A 20,660-nucleotide genomic window follows, 5' to 3' on the forward strand; every position below is an offset into this window, starting at 1 on the left:
CGTCCGTCTTAAGCTATAAATTTCATAGCGTTCTACGAAGACGCCCTCTGCGCAAACGCATCATTTGGCTTCAAACCATGCCGCGTGCGCGGCGCGACGCCCCGTCGCTACGACGGCTCCGCAGCTACCGGGGCCTGGGTACAGCGCGACGATGCCAGCGCCATCAGCCCCTGCGCCTTCTGCGCGAACATCTCCATCTCGAACGGCTTGGTCAGGATCTGCATGCCGGCCGGCAGATGGCCATGGCTCAGCACCGCGGTCTCGGCATAGCCGGTCACGAACAGCACCTGCAACTGCGGGATCAGGGTCCGCGCCGCGTCGGCCACCTGGCGGCCGTTCATGCCGCCGGGCAGCCCCACGTCGGTGACCAGCAGCGCCACCGACTTCTCGGCCTGCAGCATCTCGATCGCCCGCGCACCCTCGGCGGCCTGCAGGACGCGGTAGCCCAGGTCCTGCAGCAGCTCGGCCATCAACATACGCATGGCTTCCTCGTCGTCGACCACCATGATCGTCTCGCCCTGCCCCTGGGCGGCGGAGACGCCTGTCTGCCGACCCGCGGGCTCCACCACGGCGTCGTCGCCCAGGTGGCGCGGTAGATAAATGCGCACCGTCGTACCCTGGCCAACCTCCGAATAGATCCGCACATGGCCGCCGGATTGTTTGGCGAAGCCGTACACCATCGACAGGCCCAGCCCCGTCCCGAGCCCGAGCGGCTTGGTCGTGAAGAACGGATCGAAGGCGCGCGCGATCACGCTGGGCGTCATGCCGGTGCCGGTGTCGGTCACGGAAATCGACAAGTAAGGACCCGGCGGCATCCGCTCCCGGCGGGCGGCCTCGCCCTCCAGCGGGCAGTTCGAGGTCTCGATCAGCAGACGGCCCCCATCGGGCATGGCGTCGCGCGCGTTGATGCAGAGGTTGAGCAGCGCGTTTTCCAGCTGGCCCGGATCGACCTCGACCGGCCAAGTGCCGATGCCGGCCGCCACTTCCAGCACCGCCTGCGGCCCGATCGTGCGGCGCACCAGGTCCTCGAAGCCGCCGATCAGCTGGTTGACGTTCACCACCTTGGGCTCGAGCGTCTGCCGGCGCGAGAACGCCAGCAGCCGGTGGGTGAGAGCCGCGGCACGCTTGGTCGAGTTCTGAGCGATCTCGACATAGCGCGTCACCATCTCCTCGTGGCCCATCCGCCGCTTGAGCAGTTCCAGCGCGCCCGAGATCGCGCCCAGCAGGTTGTTGAAGTCGTGCGCCAGGCCGCCGGTGAGCTGGCCGACCGCTTCCATCTTCTGCGACTGCCGCAGCGCTTCCTCGGACTGCATCAGCTCGGCCGTGCGCTCCTGCACCTTGCGTTCGAGCGAATTGGCGAAGGCATGCAATTTCAGTTCCGCGCGCCGGCGCTCGATCGAATGCCGGGTCTTGTGCGCGACCTCGCGGACCAGGCTCTTCTCCTCGTCCGTCCAGGTGCGCGGCGCTCCCAGCGCAAGGTACAGCACCGCCGCGAGGCCGCTGCCCTCGCTCACCGGCACGTTGATGAACGAACGGGCGCCGATCGCTGTCAGCGGGTCCGCATTGTCGCGGGTGCGGGGGTCGGTGCGCACGTCGGGCACCACAACCGTATCGCCGCGCCGCAACTCGTCGACGTAGTTGCCGAAATCGAGAAACCGGTAGGGACCGGACAGCGTGGGGATATCGAGGCCGGGCGCAGTCCAGTCGCGTTCGATCGTCAGTGTCTCGCCCTGGTCGGTCACGACACCGTACCCGGCACGGTCCACGTCGAGGATGCGGCCTAGCGCTTCCACCACGCCGTAGGCGATCTCCGCCGGATCGGGCTTGCCCCAGAACACATGGCTGTCCAGGTACTCGAGCAACTCGCCCCGGCGCCGCGAGAGCACCGCGCCCGTCACCTCCTGCGAGATGCCGACCATCCGCAGCGGCTGCCCGTCCGCATCGTGCTCCAGACGGGCTTCGACCCGGACCCAGGCCATCTGACCGTCGGGCCGCAGCACCCGGTATTCGATCCGGTAGTCTTGGCCGGTGGCCACGGTGTGCGCGACGGCGGCCCGCATGCGCTGCTGGTCGTGCGGGTGGACCGCTGCCGTCAGTTCGGCATAGGTGAACGGCAGCCGGGGATCGCGGCCGAAATTCTTCTTGCAGTGGTCCGACGCGAACAGTTCCTGGGTCGCCAGATCGAACTGCCAGATGCCGATGTTGCCGGCCTCGGTCGCGCTGTGCAGCCGCTCCTCGCCGGCCTTGACCTGCTGTTCGCGCAATTCCAGTTCCGCCGCAAGGCGTTCGGCCTGCTCGCGCGCCGTCCGCAGGGCCGCTTCCGCCTGGACGCGGGCGATCCGCTCCTGTTTTTCGCGGAGTGCCCGTTCCAGCACCATGTCCAGGCGGGCGAGCCGCGACTTGCTGACGTAGTCGGTCGCGCCGCGCTTGAGCAGTTCGGCGGCGTTGTCCTCGCCGATCACACCGGAGACGAATATGAACGGCACGTCGGGCACCTGCGCGTGGGCGAGGTCCAGCGCCTCGACGCCGGTGTAGCCGCCCAGGTCGTGGTCCGACAGGATCACGTCGAAGCCGCCCCGTGCGATCGCCGCCGCGAAGCTGCGGCCGTCCCGCACATGTTGCAGGGTCGCGTGCGGATAGGAGCGCAGCAGCTGCTCCTGCAGCAATTCCGCATCGAACGCGGAGTCTTCCAGCAGCAGGACGCTCAGGTGCGCATCGTCGGGCGCCGCTACGGGCGCCGTGCGGTCGTCACTCATATCGTCGGCCGGCGCGCTGCGACCCGGGCGGCGGCTCGTTCAGCACCGCCCAGAACACGCCGACATCCGAGATCGCCGACACGAACTGCTTGAAGTCGACCGGCTTCACCACATAGGCGTTGACGCCGAGTTCGTAGCTGCGCACCAGATCGCTTTCCTCCTGCGACGAGGTGAGCATCACCACCGGCACGCTGCGCAGCGCCGGGTGGGCGCGCACCGCTTCGAGCACCTCGAGTCCGTTGACCTTCGGCAGCTTCAGGTCGAGCAGCACGATGGCCGGATTGCCGGGCTCGCGGTCGGCATGCATACCTTCGCGGCGCAGGTAGTCGAGGGCGGATGCGCCGTCGCGGACCAGTACGACCTCGTTGGCGAGCTGGCTGCGTTCCAGCGCCAGCAACGTCAGTTCCTGGTCGCGAAGATCGTCTTCAACGAGGAGGATGGGCTTGAGCATGGGCGGGAGTGTTGTCCAAGGGGTTTAGGGCCTGGAGTTTCGGGGTGTACGGCGGCAGCACGAAGCCGAACGCAGCACCGTGGTCGAGTTCGCCGCGCGCCCAGACCGTGCCGCCATGGCGCTCCACGATCCGCTTGACGTTGGCGAGGCCGATGCCGGTACCTTCGAACTCTTCGGTCTGGTGCAGGCGCTGGAACACGTTGAAGAGTTTGGCGACGTACTGCATCTGGAAACCGACGCCGTTGTCCTGAACTTCCAATCCTGTCCCGGCATTGTTACGGATCGTGCGGATGTCCACGATGGACACATCCCGCGTACGGCTGTACTTGACAGCATTCGTCAACAGGTTGCGCACCACCACCTGCAGCAGCAGCGGATCGGCAGTCAGGTGGGGCAGGTCGCTGTCGATGCGCCACTCGATCGTGCGGTGCGGCTCGGCGCGGGCGATCTCGCGGGTCAGCGCATGCACCAGGGCGCGGGTGTCGATGGACTTGAGATTGAGCGCGGTGCGGCCCATGCGGGAAAAGTCCAGCAGTGCATCAACCAGCTGGCCGGCGAATCCCGCTGCGTCCTTCACATGGCCGAGATAGCGGTGCGACCGCTCGCTCAGGGCCTTCTCGCTGTCCATCACCAGATCGACGTAACCGGAGATGTGGCGCATCGGCGCACGCAGGTCGTGCGACACGCTGTACGAGAAGGCTTCCAGTTCCTTGTTCACCCGGCCGAGTTCGTTGGCCACGGCGGCGAGTTCCTCCGCGCGCCGCAGCACGATGCCGATCAGCGCCTGCCGCAATTCGCCGGCCGCGCTGACTTCCGGCACCGACCACGGCACCGAGCGGCCGGCGATCTCCTCGACCCAGCGGGCGAAGCTGTGGCGGGGATGGATGCGGCCGCTGGCGTCCGGCTGCTGAAACTTGCGCGGGTCGCCCGCCCAGGTGACGGTCTGCACCACCTCGGGCCGGAACCACAGGATCTGGTGGCGGTGGACCTGCGAGATCGACAGGGCCAGGACGCCGCCGATGGCGCTCTGCCACTGCGCGGCGGGCGGATAGTGCTCGGCGATCTGAGAACTTTCGTACACCTCGCGCCCCAGCCCCGCGATCCAGCCCGACAGGTCGCGCACGCCGGCGGGCGACGGCGTCTCGCCGACCGTCCATACCTCCTCATCGCGCACCACGGCGGCGCCGGTGGCCCGGACCATCCGCAGCAGCACGGCCGGCTCGTCGAGGATGCTGCGCAGGCTGGCATCGCTCTCGGACAACAGGGACACGATCTGCAACGTCTGTTTGCGCAGTTCGAGCCGCTCGGCGACATCGGCGGTCGTCTGCTTGGACTCGACCTGCATCGACAGCAGCTGGCCCAGGTGGGTGCAGGCGACCCGCATGTCGGGGCTCAGGTTGCGCGGCGCATGGTCGTGGCAGGAGGCCAGGCCCCACAGCTTGCCGTCCACGATGATCGACAGCGACATCGACGCCGGCGTGCCCATGTTGCGCATGTATTCCAGGTGCACCGGCGACACACTGCGCAGGAACGCATGCGACAGGTCGATCTCGTGCGCCGCCGGACCGCCCGGCACCGACAGCAGCGGCACCGGCGCGTAGTTCGCGTCCGGAATGAGCCGGAAGCGGTTCGCGAGGTATAGCGCCCGGGCCTGCTGCGGGATGTCCGCGGCCGGGAAGCGCAGGCCCTTGTAGCTCTGGTAGCCCTCCTGCAAGGTCTCGCCGAGCACTTCGCCGTGCCCGTCGGCATCGAACCGGTAGACGACGCTGCGGCCGAAGCCGGTCAGCCGCTGCAGCTCTTCGGCCGCGAGTTCTGCCAGTGCCTCCACCGTCGGCGCGGCCTGCAGACGCGGCAGCAAATCGCGCACCACACCGTAGATCGGGGCCTCGGGCAGCTTTTCCGCAGGCTCCGGTTCGCATTCGACGATCAGGTGCTCGGTGGTCCGATGCGCCCAGCAGGCATACAGCTCGCACGACAGGCGCAGGGTGCCGACCTGCACCGACGAACCATCGCCCGGCGTGGCGCGCAGCACATCGGCATCGAGGCCCGTCCGGGCTGCGTCTGCGCCCTCGCCCCAGTTGGCGCTCCAGGCGCGGAGCGCCAGCGACCCGCCATCGAGTACGAGCATGCGGCCGTGGGCCTGGATCGCGCCCGGCACACGGATGGGTTCGCGGTCGCAGACCGTGAGATCGGGAACAGGAGTGGGTATCACAGGTGAGCCAAGCGCGGGGATACGAAAACAGCCGAAAGGGCGTCGAAGGAGCGGGAGCATGCCAGCAAATTCGCAGGCAATGCATCCACGGACGGGATCGGTGCCGGGAAAACAGCTCCTTCCGGCGGTCGTCCATCATCGCACCACAAGCCGTGCAACCCCAGCGCCAGGCTCCGACGACTGGTCCGCCCACAGGTTGCGGCTGCTGACGACGGATCGCCGCTCCGGCGGCATCATGTCTGCGGAGCACCAGCCATGTCGAAGAACTCTCGCTTCCAACCGTTCCGCCACCTGCCCTACCGGGCGGCCGTTACCGCCCAGCTGGTGGCAGTGCTGCCCGTGCTGTCCTTCGCAGTATGGGTCGTCGGCCGACACGGCGCGATGTCGGAAAACGACGCCGTCCTCGAGCTGCAGTGGCACGCCGAAGTGGCCGCCGATGCCATCGCGCGCGAGGCCGAGCGGGCGCTGACCAGCATGCGGGTATTGGCCGTCCAGGAACGTGCACAGGCCGGCGATGTGGACGCGGTGCGCAAGATGGCCGAGACCATTGTCAAAACGGATGCGACGGTGGGCAGCGTGTCCGCTTTCAACCGGGCGGGCCATGTCGTGCTCCACACCGACCTGGCCCACGACCGGCCACCGCCGTGGAGACCGCTGCCCATGGGCGCCCATGCCATCTTCGACCACAGCAGCGTCTGGATAGCCGGCATGGGTATCGAGAGCGCCCTGGCGGACCTGACGGTCGGCTTCGCGGTGCCCTGGCGGATGCACGGCGTCACAACCTATGGGCTGCGCATATCCCTGAAGCCCGCGGCTCTGGGTGTCGTGCTGCGGGAGCAGCGCTGGCCCGATAGCTGGACGGCGGCCCTGCTGGACCAGAACATGGTCGTGGTCGCCCGCTCCCGGGACGAGGAGAAGTACCTGGGAACCCGCGCCACGCCGTCGTTGAAGGCCCTGATCCAGTCCGGCAAACCCGGGGTCAGCTATTCCCGGACGCAAGAAGGGATCGAGGTCGCGACGGCCATCGCCCCAGTGAGGGGCACGCCCTGGTGGGTCGTGGCCGGCCTGCCCCGCACGGAGTTGTCGGCCCGCTCCAATGTTCCGATGGGATGGCTCGTCGTCGGCGGCGCCACGACGCTGGCAATGAGCCTGGGCACCTCTTTGCTGCTGATGCGGCACTGGAGCCGACCGCCGCGACGGATGCGTGAACGCGGTATTGGCAGATCTTACTGATGCGCCTGCGCGACTGGTTCAAGGCCCCGCCGCGTTCGAAAGTCCCGTCGCGCCATTACCGGCGGCCCACCGGTTACCCCGCGGCTTGCAGTCCTCGGCGTCCCTATGCGGCACAGACGCTACCCGTCGGATATCAAAACCGGCTGCGCAGGGTCACGCTGGCAAAACGCCTGTCGCCATAGTTGGGGTAGTCGAGGGTCGCCCAGTACCGCTTGTCCGCCGCATTGAAGACCGCCAGATGCAGCGTCGTCTTGTCGCTGAACCGCCAGGACGCATTCAGGTTCAGCAGGCCGAACGTTGACTGCGTCACCGTCGCCGGGCCGGACGGGCTCGGCACGTTGAACGCGTCCATGCGGCCCTGCCACAGGAACTGGCCGCCGATCTCCAGCGGCTCCAGCAGACCGCTGAAGCGGTACTGCGACCCCAGCTTCACGATCCATTCGGGAATGTTCGCGTAGGTCAGGTCCGCCGCGTTGCGCTGCGTGCGCACCCGCGTGATGCCGGCGGTCGCCCGCCACCCTGCCGCCAGGCGCGCGCCGGTGTCCAGTTCCCAGCCGGTGCTGCGGGTGCCCTGCACGCCGACGTACGCCGAGCCGCCGTCGGGCAGCGTGCCCGCCGGTACGCCGCTGTCCCGCACCCCGTAGTTGTCCTGCTTGACCTCGAAGACCGCGAAGGACGCGCTGACGCCCCGCTGCGGCCATTCGCCTTTCAGCCCGATCTCGTTGCTGGTGCCCGCCACCGGCGCGAGCGGGTTGTTGTTGCGGTCGCGGTAGTTCTGCGGATTGAAGATGCCGGTGTGGCTGGCATAGGCCGCCACTTCCGGCGTGACGTCGTAGACCAGCCCCAGGAACGGCGACGCCTCCCGACGCACCGACTGGCGTGCGGTGGTGCTGGTGTACGTCCCGGTCGTGTTGAAGTTGTCCGTCTGCCGACGCCAGTTGGTGAGCCGCGCGCCGGTCAGCAACGACAGGCGATCGGAGAGGCGCCAGCGCGCCGACGCATACACGCCATCCTGTCGCGTGACCTGCTCGGTGAAGGCACCGGTGCGCGCCACCGTCGGCTGGGGCGCGGTGCCGTCCCAGGTGTAGACGTTGGGAATCGTGTAGCTCCATCCCGCAATGCTGGCGTAGCCGTCGGTGCGGGTGTTGGTGCGCAGGCTGCTGAAGCCGACGGTCAGGTCGTGCTGGCGCCCGGCGAGGGCGAATTTGCCGGTGAGGTAGGCGTCGAGCGTGTCCTGCTTCTCCGTGCCTCCGCCGACAGCGCCGTACAGGCGTACGCCGGCGCCGGTGGCAGGATTGACGAACGGCGCCAGCGCGGTGGAGGCGCCGTAGGCGTAAGTCCGCAGGCTGAAGGTCTCGCCCTCGGTGTGCTGGTAGGTCGCCTTGAGGGCCCAGTCGTCGGTGAGCTGGTGGTCCACCGTCGCGAACAGGGTGCCGGATTCGCGCGACCAGCGGGTCCACGACGGCGAGAAGTTGCTCGACAGCGGCAGGTTCGCCAGGCCGCCGTCGGTCGTGAAGCGCGGAATGGTGCCCCAGAGCCCGGCGATCGGGTCGTTGTTCTGGCGCTGGTAGCCGAGCGACACCACCGTGGCGCTGCCGAGATCGGCCTCCACCACGCCGAGCAGCGCGTACTTGTCTTCCTGGTACCGGTCGCGGAAGCTCTGGCGCTTCTGCGGTGCGATGACCCACCGGCTGCGCACGCTGCCATCGGCATTCAGCGGCAGGTTCAGGTCGACCTCGCCGCGGTAGAAGTCCCAGGAGCCGGCGGTCAGCGCCACCGAGCCGCCGAAGGTGCGCTGGGGCCGCTTGCGGATCAGGTTGATGGTCGCCGAGGGCGTGCCGACACCGGTCAGGATGCCGTTGGCGCCGCGCACGATGTCGATGCGCTCGTACAGCGCGGTATCGAACTCCTGGTTGGTGCTGCTGCTGTACGTCGGCAGGCCGTCGATCTGGAAATCGGTGATCTGGAAGCCGCGTGCGAAATACAGCGGCCGCTGCGTGTCGTAGAAGCTGACATGGATGCCGGTGGCGCTGCGCAGCACCGCGTCGACGCTGGTGAGCGCGCGCTGCTCGATCTCCTGGCGACCGATCGTGCTCACCGACTGCGGCGTCTCCTTGGGCGTCAGCGGCAGGCGGGTGGAGGCGCTTTCGCGCGCCCCGCTGACGGTGACGGAGCCGAGTTCCGCCACGCTGGGCGCGGCATCCTGGCTCCAGGCCGGCACGCCCGATGCGGCCAGCAGCACGACGCCCCAGCGGCCGGTACGGCAGATGGCGCGGGCAGAGGGAAAGTACCTGTCGGCACGTACGGTTTTCTTCACAAATAGGTCCTGGGTACGCGCCGCGATGCACCAGGACGAAGAAAACGGACAAAGCCAGCGCCGGACGATCACGACCCGCTCGGGTCTCTGGCTGAACCGGATGGGACGTGCCTTCATGACAGCGCCGCCCGCGGCTTGGCTAATGCAATTGATTGTAATTCTTATTCATTGGATTGTGAACCCGGATCTCGTCGGCATGGCGCCGACGGACTATCGGGTTTGAACGCCTCCTGTACGCGAGAAATGGCGTACCGATCCTCCACGCACCGGCCCCCTGCCGTTCAGGCGTCGCTGCGTCTACGGCGTTGCACACCCGCAGCGACCCTCACCGCCTTCTTACCACCGCTTGCAGACAGCGCCGCCCCATCGATCGACCATCCGGCCGTGCCCTGCCCGTCCTCCCGTATCGACACTCCAGCACCCGGCAGTCGCCGTCGTTCCCTCCTTGCGGGCACTGCTGTGGCGACCGTCTCTTTGCTCCTGTCGTGCTGCGCCACCCCGGCCGACGACGAGCCCTGGCCCGCCCGCACGGTGCCGATCGAGGCGCTGCGTCCGCTGGCGCCGATCCGGGTGGCCGTACCGCTCGACCGGGCCGAGCGCGGCGAACCGGTCGCCAGCGGGTCCGCGGCCATGCGGGTCCACGTGGCGGCCGACGGCGCGGTGCAGCGGGTGGCGCTGCTGCAAGGCAGCGGCAACAGCACGCTCGACGCGGCGGCCATCCGGGCGATGCGCACCGCCCGCTTCCGACCCTACGAGGTCGACGGCGTCGCGGTGCCGGTGACCGCCATCGCACCGATGCACTTCTTCCGGCGCCGGCACTCGTCGCCGGACAGCGCACCGCGCTTCGGCTTTTGAGAGGTCTCGCCCAGCCGACCGCGGATCGGCCGTTCGAACCGCAGGCCTGGGAAAAATGTGAAGGAAATCGGTCTTCTGCGCCCGCTGGACGGGCGCATGCAGCTATTGATTCAGTAGCATCCGTCCCAGCGCCAGCAACCTGCGGCCAGCGTCAGGACGGCGACCGCACCGGCCGCGACCAGCACCCGTGCCGACTGGCGCGGCGCATAGCTCATCACCAGCACCACCGCCACCGCGCTCGCGGTCAGCATGCCGAACCACAGCACCCAGCCCTGGGCGCTGCCGCGCAGCACGCAGCAGGCCAGGAGCGACGACAGCAGGCCCAGCCCACCCGCCACGCGCAACCAGGGCCGCGCGCGGTCGGAGGTGCGGCCGCGGCCGAAGCCGTCCTCGAAATGCCGGTCCATCGCCAGCCCGAGCGCCGAAAAGCCGCCCAGCGCCGACGCGAAGGCGCCCGCCATCCACAGCACGGTCGCGCTCATGGCGCGGCGCCCGCCGGGTTGCGAGCCGTCGCCGAAGACGGTCCTGGCGGATGCGCCGACGGGTCGACCGGTGCGCCTGAAAGTGCGCGGACCGGCTTCGGCCGCGCGGCAGGCCGGGGGCGCGCCACCGTCCACGCGGCGGCCAGCAGCGCAAGGCCGAGGGCCAGGCAGACCAGGTCGAAGCCGGCCACGCTCCACAGCCCCGCCGGTATCGCCATGAAGAGGTGGCTGTGCGTGGTCAGCGCATTGAGCATCGGCACGCCGGCGAACAGGGCGCCACCGGCTGCCAGCTGGATCTGCCACATTCGCCGCGAAGGCCAGGCCAGGCCTGCGACCGCCGCCATCGCCCAGGCGGCGAAGAACAGGTGGATTTCCATCTGCGCCCGGTCCGCCAAGCCCGTCGGCAGCAGGCGGTTGCCCCAGAAATAGCTGGCGAAGGCGATCGGCAGACCCGCGATGGCGGCGACGTTCAGTCCGTCCACCAAGCGCACGCCGAAGCCGACCCGGCCGCCCTGCTTCAACGCCTTAGCGCATTTCTGTCGCTCCTTCACCGCCCAGAGCAGCAGGCCGGTGGCGACCATCGCGCAGCCCGCGAGCCCCGAAAGGAAGAACAGGCCGCGCATCAGCGGGCTGGAGAACCGGCCGACGTGCAGCCCGTAGAGCACGCCGCGTGTCTCCGCCGCCGGGCCGATGCGGTCGCCGTGGGTGGACAGCAGCGCGCCGGTGGTGCCGCTGAAGACCATCGACGGCTGCTCGAACGACAGGTCGTGGCCTTCCTGCCGCGATATGGTGACGGTGGCGTTGGCATCGTTCGGATGCATCACCACGATCCGGCCGACCTGAGCGTCCGGCCCCCAGTGCGACCGCGCCTGCGCCAGCAGCGGCGCCATCGGCACCAGCGGCGCGGCGCGGCCAGCGGGCTTGTCGCCGCGGGTGGCATCGGCGGGGAACATCTCTGCGTTGAAGGTCTTCGTGTCGCCCCGGTAGGCCGCCTGCGGGCCCCACGGCATGTACATGAACATCAGCGTGACCAGCCCGGTGTAGGTGATCATCAGGTGATAAGGCAACGCCAGCACCGCGGTCGCGTTGTGGGCGTCGAGCCAGCTGCGCGGGCCCTTCTTCGGCCGGAAGGTGAAGAAGTCCTGGAAGATGCGCTTGTGGGTGACGATGCCGCTCAGGATCGCGACCAGCATGCACATCGCGCAGAAGCCGATGATCCAGCGCGCCCAGAGCGCCGGCATGTAGTGCAGGTCGAAATGCAGGCGGTAGATGAATTCGCCGCCGCGGGTGGCGCGGGCCTCGCCCGTGGCCTGGCCGGTGGCGGGGTCGAGGTTGGCGCTCTCGAAGCGCTGGCGGCGGGGTTTCTCGGCGCCCGGCGGCAGCGGCTTCGGCGGCGGGTTCCAGAAGAGGCGCGCGGTCGGCTCGCGCTGGGTCGGCAGGCCGATGAACCAGCGCACCGCGTCCGGCCCGCGTTGCTGCAGGAAGGCCACCGAGCGCTCAGCCGTCTGCTCCTGCGTGACCGGCGTGGCGGCCGACCGATGCAGCTCCGGCTTCATCCAGAAGGTGATCTCGTCCTTGAAGTAGGCGCCAGTACCGGCACAGAACACCAGGAACAGCACCCAGCCGACCAGCAGGCCGCTCCAGGTGTGCAGCCAGGCCATCGACTGGCGGAAACCTTCTTTCACGGCAGGACTCCCGTCCGCAGGTGCACGAGCAGAAGCGCACCCAGCACCGCGGCCGGCACCAGCAGCCCGGCATAGGCCCGGGCGAGACTGCGGGCGGCGAACACACCCATCACCGCGCAGGGATACACCACGAACGCCGCCAGCGTGCCGGTGACCACCGCCTCCACCCGCGTCATCGGCAGCCACACCGACAGCGTCGCCGCCACCAGCGCCGACAGCCCGTAGCCGCCGCCGATCGCCACGACTGTGCGGGCCGCCACGCCGAGTCTGTAGCGCAGCCCCGTGCTGCCCGCAAGCCACCCGCGGCCGCGCATGGAGGGCGAGGCCTCGGCGCGCGAGGCGGACGGCAATGGACGGGGCGGGACGGAGGAATTCATCGGCGAGGTCGAGGACCGGAACATGCAGCGCGCGGGCTTTTCAGTCGAGGACATCGGGTATCCGGCGGTGCCGGTCGGCCGATGTCTCCCGTACAGGATGGACGGCGAGGCGCGAAGCGCCCCGGCCGAGGAACGCTACGGTGCCAGGAAGGTCAGGGTCGCCACGTGCCGCGTCTGGCTGTAGGGCTTGCCGTCCCAGGAGCCGCTGCCGTTCGTGTCGAGGTGGACCATCTCCGCGACGTACTGCCCCGGCCACGGCGTTTGCAGCGTCACGCGGCCCAGGTTGTCGGTCTTGAACTTCTTCTCCCACTTGGGCGGCCCGGACAGCACGACGTCCTTGCCGGCCAGCGGCTGGCCGGCGAGCAGCAGCACGAAGGTGTTGGCGTTCGGCGCCGTGGGCACCAATTCCAGCGGGTTGCGCGGCTGCGTCTCGGTGCGGCCGGTCTTGGCCTGGTAGAGACTGATCGTGCCCTTATCGTTGACATAGCCGCCCACCAGCCGTGCGTCGGCCTGCGGTGCGGCCTGGAACATCAGATGGTCGTGGTGGCGCATCACCGGCAGCAGCGTGCCGTCGGGTGCAGGTGCACGCGGCGCCGTGACGAGCTTCAGGTAACCGGTGTCGGTCTCTCGCACGTCGTCCGCCCATTCGCCGAAATAGGCGCGCGCCGTGCCGTCGGCACCCACCGGCTCCAGCCAGACGACATGAGCCTGGGCGCAGCCGAAGGTGGTCAGCAGGGCCGCGAACAGAGTGGGTTTGAGCATAGGAACTCTCAATGAGAAATAAACACGAATTGTTCTTATTCTATGTGTTTGCTGTGGAGTTGCAGGAACAAGCGGTGTGGAAACTGCAGACCGTCAACGTAACTGCGGTCGCATTACGCGTCCACGCGTTCACGCGCAGTTGTCGGAACTCGGGTGACCTACCTGCCGCTGGCTTACCGGATTTGCCATGGCTCGGCACCGTCGGCCTCGCCTGGGGCGGGTGAATGCCTCGATTCACACGGTCCCGCAATCCACCGCCTCATCGTTCGGCCAGCGATGAAAGCCCAACGAAAAACGGGCCCGCAGGCCCGTTTCGTACATTCGCTGGCGGAAGCTCAGACCGCAACATCCTAACTGCAACGCAGTGCAAGGGCAACCATGCCAGTGCAAAAATTGCGTAGGGGCAACGGGTTAGCCATACCGTCATGTGCACCACCGTGCAAGAAAAAGCACTAGTATGCAGTTAATAATGTGGGTAACATGAAGGGTAAATACGCCCCTCCGGGTGGCTTTCTTTCTGAGCGTTGGCCGGTATGCCCGCCCTATTGGCTTTGCGCCGACCGCCGGCGTTATGGCCCCACCCTTACCCCGCCCAACATGACCCACCGCCAACTCCTGCGCCCCGTCGACCTGCGTAGCAAACCACCGGGCTACCACTTGGACGGCCACGGCCTCTACCTGCAAGTAGCCAAAAACTGCCACGGCCGCTCTTGGATCCTGCGGTACACCATGGAAGGCAAAACGCGGGAAATGGGTTTGGGCTCGATCGACGACTTCGGCCTGGCTGAAGCCCGAATACGCGCTAACCGCTTTCGCCAGCAGATCGCAGACGGCATCGACCCGGTCGGCGAACGCCAGAAAGCCAAGGCCGCCCGCAAAGCCGAGAAAGTGGCTGCCGAGGCGCAGGCCCAAGCACAAGTTCAAGCCAGCACCACCTTTCGGCACTGCGCCCAGGAATACCACCACACCCACAAAGACGAGTGGAAGAACGCCAAGCACGGCGAGCAGTGGATCAACACGCTGGCGACCTACGCCTTCCCGGCCGTTGGAGACCTACCAATTGGAGAAGTAGGCAAGCCCCAGATCGTCAAAGCGCTGGCCCCCATTTGGAAGGACAAAGCCGAGACTGCCAGCCGGGTCCTGCAGCGCATTCGTACCGTGATGAACTACGGCGCCGCCAAGGACTACTGCCTGGGTCTGGACGCTGAGGTATGGAAGCAAGTCAAGCTGGCGCTGGGTACCAACGACCGTGCTCGTAAGGTCGAGCACCATGCTTCGTGTCCGTACAAGGATGTCCCTGCCCTCCTTCATGCGGTCCGACAGAGCACCGCCACTACCCAAGTCAAGTTGGCTTTCGAGTTCACGATCTTGACGGCTGCGCGCTCGGGCGAAGTGCGAGGAGCACGATGGGCAGAGGTGGATGCCCAGATGCAGCACTGGACCATTCCCGGTGACCGGATGAAGGCTAGCCGGGAGCACCGGGTGCCACTGTCAGCGCGGGCCAAGGAGATCCTGCGCCAAGCAAAGCAACAGCAGGAATATGCAGGCTTCCGCGACCCGGAACTGATCTTTTGCAACCCGAAGGGTCAGGCCTACAGCGATATGACCTTCACCCAGCTGCTGCGAAGGCTCGGGTTCAACTACACCATGCACGGGTTCCGATCGAGCTTCCGGGTCTGGGGCATGGAGGCGACGGACTATCCGCATGAACTGCTGGAGATGGCGCTGGCGCACGTGGTGGGGGATCAGACGGTGCGAGCTTATGCGCGAGGTGATATGGCGCAAAGGCGGCTGCAGTTGATGGAGGATTGGTCGAAAGCTGCGCAAACCAGCAACGACAAATAGGTTGCAGAGCCCAATCATCGACGTTACTAAGGGCGTGATTGACGAGGCAATTGCAAAGACTCGAAAACGCGGAAGGGTATTTCGATTGAACAATTCCTGCTTTTCTTGCCTAGCTGAGTTAGTATGCTCACCACAATTAACTTGGGAGCCATTGATGGCAAGCTACAAAGAACTTCTGCAGCAACGCGAACAACTCGAAAAGCAAATCGCTGAGACACGCCAAACCGAGATGAGCGCCGCTGTGCAACGGGTGCGCGCCATGATCGACGAATTTGGTTTAACGCAAGAAGACATTTTTCCGTCTGGCTCGACTCGCAAGGTAAGTTCGGCAAAAGGCACGGCCGTTGCAGCTAAATATCGTGACCCGTCGACTGGCGCCACGTGGACGGGGCGAGGCAAGCCTCCGCTGTGGATTAAGGACAAGAACCGGGACGATTTCCTTATCAATCAATGACTGATTAGGTGACGCTAAGTATTCGATGAAATCTCAGCACCAAGAACATTAAAGCGAGGGGATGATACTAATATTTATCATCCCCTCGTTTTTTGTGGTGGTGAGGGTCCAGCGGGTGCCCAAGGTCCACCCCACGACTTTCGCGCGCGAAACCGAGAACTTTTCTAGGGGAATGCGATACCGCAAGTGCTAGCAGCGAAAGCGGTCCTGCGGGCTTGGTACGGCGGCGTTTTTATTCGGACCGCGAGGCAGAAAGGCCATGTTTGCCACCATGCCGACTGTCGACGCTGCCGGCGCTGCTGATGACCTGCCGACTGGCTGTTGCTACGGCCGAGCGTCGTACTAATCATCTTGCGTCCTTCGATTCGTGCGAGGACCGGTAGCGCGCTTCTGGGCGTCGCGTATCTTTAGTTATCGAAGTTTTGCATCCGACGCATTAAAAGTGCCAGCATCCTCGGCGCCACAATGGATCTGCAATTTGAGAGCTCGATTGCTCCCACGCCCACGCAGCGTCCAGAGCTTTTTTCAGTTTCGAGCGAATTGCATGGCTAGAAAGTCGACGAGCGCACGTACTCTTTGCGGTACAAATCGACCGCTAGGCATGACAGCATGCAACTCATAGCGCTCCCCCTCCCACTCAGGCAAAAGCCTGAGGAGTCGCCCTGCCCGTAGATCCCCTTCTACATCGAGACGAGCTTTGTAGAGGACACCTGCGCCAGCAACCGCCCACTGATGCGCGATCGCTGCATCATCGGCACTGCGGTCGCCCGACACCCGCACCGCAGTTGCCTGACCGTCCCGAACGAACTGCCATGTCGTGTAGCGCTGGTAGCCGATGTGAAAGATCAGGCAGTTGTGGTTGAGGAGGTCGTGGGGCGATCTCGGAGTGCCATGACGTTCAATATAAGCCGGTGCAGCACACAAAACCCGCTCCGTGATCGCGAGCGGTCGGGCTACCAATTGCGAATCTGCCAAGACGCCATATCGCAGCGCTAGGTCGACTGCGTCGCGCACGATGTCCTGCACGCGATCGCTTGCATGCAGTGTGAGCTGCACCCCGGGATGCGCCTGAAGAAATGCGTCGAGCCAAGGCAGCAGAACGCTGCGCGACAGATCTGAGGGTGCGGACAGCCGCACACTGCCGATCAAGGCATCTGATCCAGCTGTGGCCTGCGCTTCCCCTTCTTGGAGCAATTCCAGCGCCCGACGTGCATAGTCAAGTAGTCGCTCGCCTTCCTCCGTCGGCCGCAACGCCCGGGTCGACCGCTCAAAAAGTCGAACACCCAATTGCCGCTCCATCCTTTTGAGAGCAGCACTGGCTGCTGCAGGAGTGCAACCTACTGCGCGTGCTGCCGCGGAAAGTGAACCCTGTTGCGCAGTCTGCAGCAGCAAATTCAAGTCGGCAGTACTTTCAATCTTCATTTGTGGATGTTTCTTCGGCGAGACGGCTTATCAAATGAATACTGAAATTCTAAAGTTTGTTCACCACCAACGCGCAAAGCATTCCATGAAAGCCATCGGCTACTTTCACCCCCTCTCCATTGATCATCCCGACGCCCTGCTCGATATCGAGTTGCCTGCGCCCACGATTGGCCCGCGTGACCTCCTAGTGCGGGTACACGCGGTATCGGTCAACCCCGTCGATACCAAGATCCGACGCGGTGTGACGCCAGAGGCCGGCCAAGCCAAAGTGTTAGGCTGGGACGCAGTAGGCGTGGTCGAGGCGGTCGGCCAGCACGTACAGCACTACGGTCCAGGAGACCGTGTGTATTACGCCGGTTCCATTGCCCGGACTGGCACCAATGCCGAACTCCACGCAGTGGACGAGCGAATTGTTGGCCGCGCCCCGGTTCGTCTCGACGATGGACAGGCAGCGGCGTTGCCACTGACTGCGATCACGGCATGGGAGTTGTTGTTCGAGCGGCTTGGAATACGCGAGGGAGGGGGAGCCGGCGAGCGCCTGCTGATTGTCGGTGGTGCCGGCGGAGTGGGTTCTATGCTGATTCAGCTGGCCCGGCAGCTGACGCAGCTCGAAGTCATTGCGACGGCATCGAGGCCGGAGACCCGCGAGTGGTGCCTGGACCTCGGTGCACATGCAGTCATCGACCACACTCGTCCCCTCGCGGGCGAACTGGCAGCCGCTGGCCGAGCACCGGTGCACTATGTCGCATCGCTCACCCAGACCGATCAGCACTACGAGCAGATCATCGAATGTCTACGCCCTCAAGGCCGACTTGGATTGATCGATGATCCGGCAGTGCCACTCGACGTAATGAAGCTCAAGCGCAAGAGCATCTCGATGCATTGGGAACTGATGTTCACCCGCTCGCTCTTCGAGACAGAAGACATTGATCAGCAGCGGCTGCTACTCAATCGGGTGGCCGACCTGGTGGACGAGCGGCGGCTCCGAACGACGCTCGCGGAGCATCTCGGTACAGTGAATGCGTCGAATCTGCGCCGCGCCCACGCGCTGGTCGAAAGCGGCAAGGTGCGAGGGAAGGTGGTCCTCGAAGGATTCTGATGCGTAATGGTGCGCTCACTCGCTAACGGCTGATGCTTCAGCGACCGTTCGTGTGCTGCGCCGCCTCGTACCACGCTGCCCCGTTGTCGCCGCCTGCTGCGCAGTCATGGAGGCAAGGATGCTCTCGCATTTATGTTTCAAGTGCGTTTTGAGGATGCTGGACAGCGCGGCGCCATCGCGCCGCATCAATGCGTTTTGCATGCCCTCATGCTCTGCCATGGCCCGCGCCCAGATGTCGTCGGACATCGGTGACGCGAAGCGGATGCGCGAGATTCGGGCATTCAACGTGCTGTAGACCCCGATCAGCACAGGATTGCGGGTGGCGTCGACGATAGAGCTGTGGATACGCATATTCAATGCGTAGTAGGCCGCCATGTCGTGCCGGTTGCGACATGCACGCATCTCATCGTGCATCGTCTGTAGTGCGTCGATTTCCTCCGGGCTGATGCGCTCGCACGCCTGCTCTCCGGCCAACGCCTCCAGCGCGCCCGCCACCGAGAACAGCCCCTCGGCTTCCGCGATCGACAGCGCACGAACGCGAGCGCCTCGATTCGGCAGCAACTCTACATGGCCCTCCGCAGCAAGCACCTTAAGTGCCTCACGCAAGGGTGTACGCGACACGCCAAAACGTTCGCACAGCGCGGCCTCCGGGACCTTGTCTCCCTCAACGAATTCTCCAGCCACAAAGACCTCGCGCAGGCGCTCTAGCAGGCTGGTATGCACAGTGGTTGACGCGGTTTTTGAATTCATTTTGCGTATTTCATGCATCTTTAATGCACCATCTAACGAAATTTTAGCGACCTATGAATGCAAAAAGTTGACAGTCTTGACAAAGACCAGCTACAGTTTAAATGCATTCACAAACGTTGTGAGTGACGCAAAAACTGACCTTTAAAGTATCTCAAGGACATGAAATGAATGCATTTCAGCAGGGCATCAAGGAAATCGACGGTTCTACACACGATGATCGGCGCTATGTGAACGCGTTGGGGCCCCGGGGCGTCATCGGCATCATGACGCCAGGACCCAACGTCAATGTCGAGAACGAAATGATGGACATGCGGCCACGCGGTGTCATCAATGCTGTTGATCGCTACTACGTGCCCAACCAGAAGATCGCAGCCGATGAGGACTGGTCCATCATCATGAAGAACGTGGCGGCGAACCTCGACGACTCTGTGCGGCGTCTCAACGAAGCGCTGATCGACCATCTGGTTCTCGGGATGTCTTCGCAGAGCTACATGGGTGGCGAGAAAGGAAGCTTTGCGCTTCTCGAGCATCTGGAGAAGACGTCCGGTGTTCCGGTCACGATGGGCGCTCAATCTGCAGAACAGGCTTTCCGTCTGTGCGGTGCCAAGAAGGTCGCGCTCCTCACTCCGTACTACCCGGTGATCGAGCACAACGCGATCAGCTATTTCGAATCGCGCGGCTTCGAAGTTGTGCACGTCGAGGGTTTGAAATGCGAAAGCATCATTCACGTCGCATCACAGACTTATGAGCAGCTCGCCGACGCCACCCTGCGCTGCGAGGCCAGCAAGCCTGACGCCATCTTGCAGCTGGGCACTAATCTGGCCTACGCGCGGGTTGCCAATGATGCGGAGAAGTGGCTGCGTAAACCTGTGTTCGCCTCGGGGCCGGTCATCTATTGGTCGGCGCTGCGCAAGATGGGCATCAAGGACCAGTGCACGGGCTTCGGCAGCCTGATGGAATTCCACTGAGTCCGGCTGGAGGAGACAACACCATGCGATCTTTTTCCCGCGTGGTTCTCGCCGCGCTGTGCCTTGTCGGTGCAGTGCAGGCGCAGGACGCCTACCCATCCAAACCGATCAACCTGCTAGTTGGCTTCGCGCCGGGTGGCGGAACCGATCTGATCGCCCGCCAGCTTGCTCCGCGCCTAGCCGAAGTGCTGCAGCAGCCCGTGGTGATCGAAAATCGAGCTGGTGCCAGCGGCACGATCGCGGCTGGCGCTGTCGCGAAGGCTAAGCCTGACGGCTACACCCTCCTCCTGGGTCACGTCAGCTCGAACGCCATGGTCCCCGCCATTACGCCGCGGCTGGCGAAATCCGCAGCCACGGATTTCTCGGCAATTACGCTGATCGGCAGCGTGCCGCAGGTGATCGTAGTACCGACCGCATTTCCTGCAAAAAATCTTCGCGAGTTCATCGCGTTGGCCAAGGATCGCAAGGGGGGTCTGAACTACGCGTCTTCGGGCAACGGAACACAGCAGCATTTCGCCGCCGAGATGTTCCAGCTCGCGACGGGCACAACGATGACGCACGTACCCTACCGTGGCAGTGGCGCAGCGCTGGTCGATCTGGTGGCGGGTCAAGTAGATGTGAACTTTGACACCGTACCGACAGTGCTGCAGCAGATCCGCACCGGCAAGCTGCGAGCGCTTGCTGTAACGACCCGCACGCGAGTGCCGACTTTGCCCGAGGTACCGACGGTGATTGAAGCAGGCGTTCCCGACTACGAGATCGGCGCTTGGTACATGTTGATGGGGCCGGCGCAACTGCCAGAGCCTACGCGCGACATCTTGGCTGCAGCAATGAACAAGGTACTGCAGCTGCCCGATGTGCGCGAAAAGCTGGCTGCATTAAGCACGGATATCAGCGGCGGATCACCGGCCCAAGCTCAAGCGTATTTGAAGACTGAAATTGCACGATGGTCTCGGATCGCCGCTGAAAAAAAGATCCAAGCGGAGTAATGC

Annotated in this window: 18 protein-coding genes; 8 read left to right on the forward strand and 10 right to left on the reverse strand. The window is 65.1% G+C overall.

Annotated elements, in window-relative coordinates:
* Window positions 1-107: 107 nt before the first annotated feature.
* The 3 genes from QZ500_RS18225 to QZ500_RS18235 are packed head-to-tail and all read right to left on the reverse strand — an operon-like array spanning window position 108 to window position 5,479.
* Entirely contained in the window at window positions 108-2,756 is a 2,649-nt protein-coding gene (locus QZ500_RS18225) for a response regulator (RefSeq protein ID WP_295857284.1), read from the reverse strand.
* Window positions 2,749-3,207, reverse strand: a complete 459-nt coding sequence (locus QZ500_RS18230) for a response regulator (protein WP_295857286.1) — start codon at window positions 3,205-3,207, stop codon at window positions 2,749-2,751. The genes QZ500_RS18225 and QZ500_RS18230 overlap by 8 nt, the downstream gene beginning before the upstream one ends.
* Entirely contained in the window at window positions 3,182-5,479 is a 2,298-nt protein-coding gene (locus QZ500_RS18235) for an ATP-binding protein (RefSeq protein ID WP_295857288.1), read from the reverse strand. Before QZ500_RS18235 ends, QZ500_RS18230 begins: the two co-directional genes overlap by 26 nt.
* 195 nt (window positions 5,480-5,674) lie before the next feature.
* Here QZ500_RS18235 and QZ500_RS18240 point away from each other — a divergent pair, with 195 nt between their 5' ends.
* Window positions 5,675-6,652, forward strand: coding sequence for a hypothetical protein (locus tag QZ500_RS18240; protein ID WP_295857290.1), 978 nt, complete (start codon window positions 5,675-5,677; stop codon window positions 6,650-6,652).
* A 133-nt stretch (window positions 6,653-6,785) separates the two neighbouring features.
* Here QZ500_RS18240 and QZ500_RS18245 read toward each other — a convergent pair whose 3' ends face one another.
* A complete protein-coding gene (locus QZ500_RS18245) occupies window positions 6,786-8,969 on the reverse strand; it encodes a TonB-dependent siderophore receptor (protein WP_295857291.1) in 2,184 nt (727 codons plus the stop codon).
* A gap of 25 nt (window positions 8,970-8,994) precedes the next feature.
* On the opposite strand from QZ500_RS18245, the gene QZ500_RS18250 reads away from it, so the two are divergent.
* Both QZ500_RS18250 and QZ500_RS18255 read left to right on the forward strand, forming a co-directional pair.
* A complete protein-coding gene (locus QZ500_RS18250) occupies window positions 8,995-9,192 on the forward strand; it encodes a hypothetical protein (RefSeq protein ID WP_295857294.1) in 198 nt (65 codons plus the stop codon).
* A gap of 236 nt (window positions 9,193-9,428) precedes the next feature.
* Window positions 9,429-9,824: an energy transducer TonB gene (locus QZ500_RS18255; protein WP_295857296.1), complete on the forward strand. Its 396-nt coding sequence runs from the start codon at window positions 9,429-9,431 to the stop codon at window positions 9,822-9,824.
* Window positions 9,825-9,934: 110 nt separating this feature from the next.
* Here QZ500_RS18255 and QZ500_RS18260 read toward each other — a convergent pair whose 3' ends face one another.
* The 4 genes from QZ500_RS18260 to QZ500_RS18275 form a co-directional block, all read right to left on the reverse strand.
* Entirely contained in the window at window positions 9,935-10,306 is a 372-nt protein-coding gene (locus QZ500_RS18260; RefSeq protein ID WP_295857298.1) for a DUF3325 domain-containing protein, read from the reverse strand.
* Entirely contained in the window at window positions 10,303-11,991 is a 1,689-nt protein-coding gene (locus QZ500_RS18265) for a PepSY-associated TM helix domain-containing protein (protein WP_295857300.1), read from the reverse strand. The genes QZ500_RS18260 and QZ500_RS18265 overlap by 4 nt, the downstream gene beginning before the upstream one ends.
* The gene (locus QZ500_RS18270; RefSeq protein WP_366763517.1) at window positions 11,988-12,368 is read right to left on the reverse strand and encodes a hypothetical protein; all 381 of its coding nucleotides are present in this window, start codon (window positions 12,366-12,368) and stop codon (window positions 11,988-11,990) included. The genes QZ500_RS18265 and QZ500_RS18270 overlap by 4 nt, the downstream gene beginning before the upstream one ends.
* A 135-nt stretch (window positions 12,369-12,503) precedes the next feature.
* Entirely contained in the window at window positions 12,504-13,130 is a 627-nt protein-coding gene (locus QZ500_RS18275; protein WP_295857302.1) for a DUF4198 domain-containing protein, read from the reverse strand.
* Window positions 13,131-13,727: 597 nt separating this feature from the next.
* Between QZ500_RS18275 and QZ500_RS18280 the strand changes: the two genes are divergently transcribed.
* Both QZ500_RS18280 and QZ500_RS18285 read left to right on the forward strand, forming a co-directional pair.
* Entirely contained in the window at window positions 13,728-14,975 is a 1,248-nt protein-coding gene (locus tag QZ500_RS18280) for a site-specific integrase (RefSeq protein WP_295857304.1), read from the forward strand.
* A 154-nt stretch (window positions 14,976-15,129) separates the two neighbouring features.
* Window positions 15,130-15,429 (forward strand): H-NS histone family protein, encoded by a 300-nt coding sequence (locus QZ500_RS18285; protein WP_295857305.1) that lies wholly within the window; start codon window positions 15,130-15,132, stop codon window positions 15,427-15,429.
* 525 nt (window positions 15,430-15,954) lie between these two features.
* On the opposite strand, the gene QZ500_RS18290 is transcribed toward QZ500_RS18285, so the two are convergent.
* The gene (locus tag QZ500_RS18290; RefSeq protein ID WP_295857308.1) at window positions 15,955-16,851 is read right to left on the reverse strand and encodes a LysR family transcriptional regulator; all 897 of its coding nucleotides are present in this window, start codon (window positions 16,849-16,851) and stop codon (window positions 15,955-15,957) included.
* Window positions 16,852-16,936: 85 nt separating this feature from the next.
* On the opposite strand from QZ500_RS18290, the gene QZ500_RS18295 reads away from it, so the two are divergent.
* On the forward strand, window positions 16,937-17,950 hold the full coding sequence (locus tag QZ500_RS18295; protein ID WP_295857310.1) for a zinc-binding alcohol dehydrogenase family protein: 1,014 nt from the start codon (window positions 16,937-16,939) through the stop codon (window positions 17,948-17,950).
* Between the two features lie 15 nt (window positions 17,951-17,965).
* On the opposite strand, the gene QZ500_RS18300 is transcribed toward QZ500_RS18295, so the two are convergent.
* The gene (locus tag QZ500_RS18300; protein ID WP_295857312.1) at window positions 17,966-18,700 is read right to left on the reverse strand and encodes a GntR family transcriptional regulator; all 735 of its coding nucleotides are present in this window, start codon (window positions 18,698-18,700) and stop codon (window positions 17,966-17,968) included.
* 122 nt (window positions 18,701-18,822) lie between these two features.
* Between QZ500_RS18300 and QZ500_RS18305 the strand changes: the two genes are divergently transcribed.
* Together QZ500_RS18305 and QZ500_RS18310 are read left to right on the forward strand one after the other, a co-directional pair.
* On the forward strand, window positions 18,823-19,668 hold the full coding sequence (locus tag QZ500_RS18305) for a hypothetical protein (RefSeq protein WP_295857314.1): 846 nt from the start codon (window positions 18,823-18,825) through the stop codon (window positions 19,666-19,668).
* Window positions 19,669-19,691: 23 nt separating this feature from the next.
* Complete coding sequence (locus tag QZ500_RS18310) at window positions 19,692-20,657, forward strand: tripartite tricarboxylate transporter substrate binding protein (RefSeq protein WP_295857315.1); 966 nt, start codon at window positions 19,692-19,694, stop codon at window positions 20,655-20,657.
* The last annotated feature ends 3 nt before the right edge of the window (window positions 20,658-20,660 follow it).

Origin of the sequence: uncultured Xylophilus sp., from assembly GCA_913776965.1 — a bacterium.
Lineage (GTDB): Bacteria > Pseudomonadota > Gammaproteobacteria > Burkholderiales > Burkholderiaceae_C > Xylophilus.

Bases quoted from the DNA above. Each gene is read 5' to 3' on its own strand.
- QZ500_RS18225 (WP_295857284.1), bottom strand. From the start codon at position 2,756: ATGAGTGACGACCGCACGGCGCCCGTAGCGGCGCCCGACGATGCGCAC.
- QZ500_RS18230 (WP_295857286.1), bottom strand. From the start codon at position 3,207: ATGCTCAAGCCCATCCTCCTCGTTGAAGACGATCTTCGCGACCAGGAA.
- QZ500_RS18235 (WP_295857288.1), bottom strand. From the start codon at position 5,479: ATGCTCCCGCTCCTTCGACGCCCTTTCGGCTGTTTTCGTATCCCCGCG.
- QZ500_RS18240 (WP_295857290.1), top strand. From the start codon at position 5,675: ATGTCGAAGAACTCTCGCTTCCAACCGTTCCGCCACCTGCCCTACCGG.
- QZ500_RS18250 (WP_295857294.1), top strand. From the start codon at position 8,995: ATGCACCAGGACGAAGAAAACGGACAAAGCCAGCGCCGGACGATCACG.
- QZ500_RS18260 (WP_295857298.1), bottom strand. From the start codon at position 10,306: ATGAGCGCGACCGTGCTGTGGATGGCGGGCGCCTTCGCGTCGGCGCTG.
- QZ500_RS18270 (WP_366763517.1), bottom strand. From the start codon at position 12,368: ATGAATTCCTCCGTCCCGCCCCGTCCATTGCCGTCCGCCTCGCGCGCC.
- QZ500_RS18275 (WP_295857302.1), bottom strand. From the start codon at position 13,130: ATGCTCAAACCCACTCTGTTCGCGGCCCTGCTGACCACCTTCGGCTGC.
- QZ500_RS18280 (WP_295857304.1), top strand. From the start codon at position 13,728: ATGACCCACCGCCAACTCCTGCGCCCCGTCGACCTGCGTAGCAAACCA.
- QZ500_RS18285 (WP_295857305.1), top strand. From the start codon at position 15,130: ATGGCAAGCTACAAAGAACTTCTGCAGCAACGCGAACAACTCGAAAAG.
- QZ500_RS18290 (WP_295857308.1), bottom strand. From the start codon at position 16,851: ATGAAGATTGAAAGTACTGCCGACTTGAATTTGCTGCTGCAGACTGCG.
- QZ500_RS18295 (WP_295857310.1), top strand. From the start codon at position 16,937: ATGAAAGCCATCGGCTACTTTCACCCCCTCTCCATTGATCATCCCGAC.
- QZ500_RS18300 (WP_295857312.1), bottom strand. From the start codon at position 18,700: ATGAATTCAAAAACCGCGTCAACCACTGTGCATACCAGCCTGCTAGAG.
- QZ500_RS18310 (WP_295857315.1), top strand. From the start codon at position 19,692: ATGCGATCTTTTTCCCGCGTGGTTCTCGCCGCGCTGTGCCTTGTCGGT.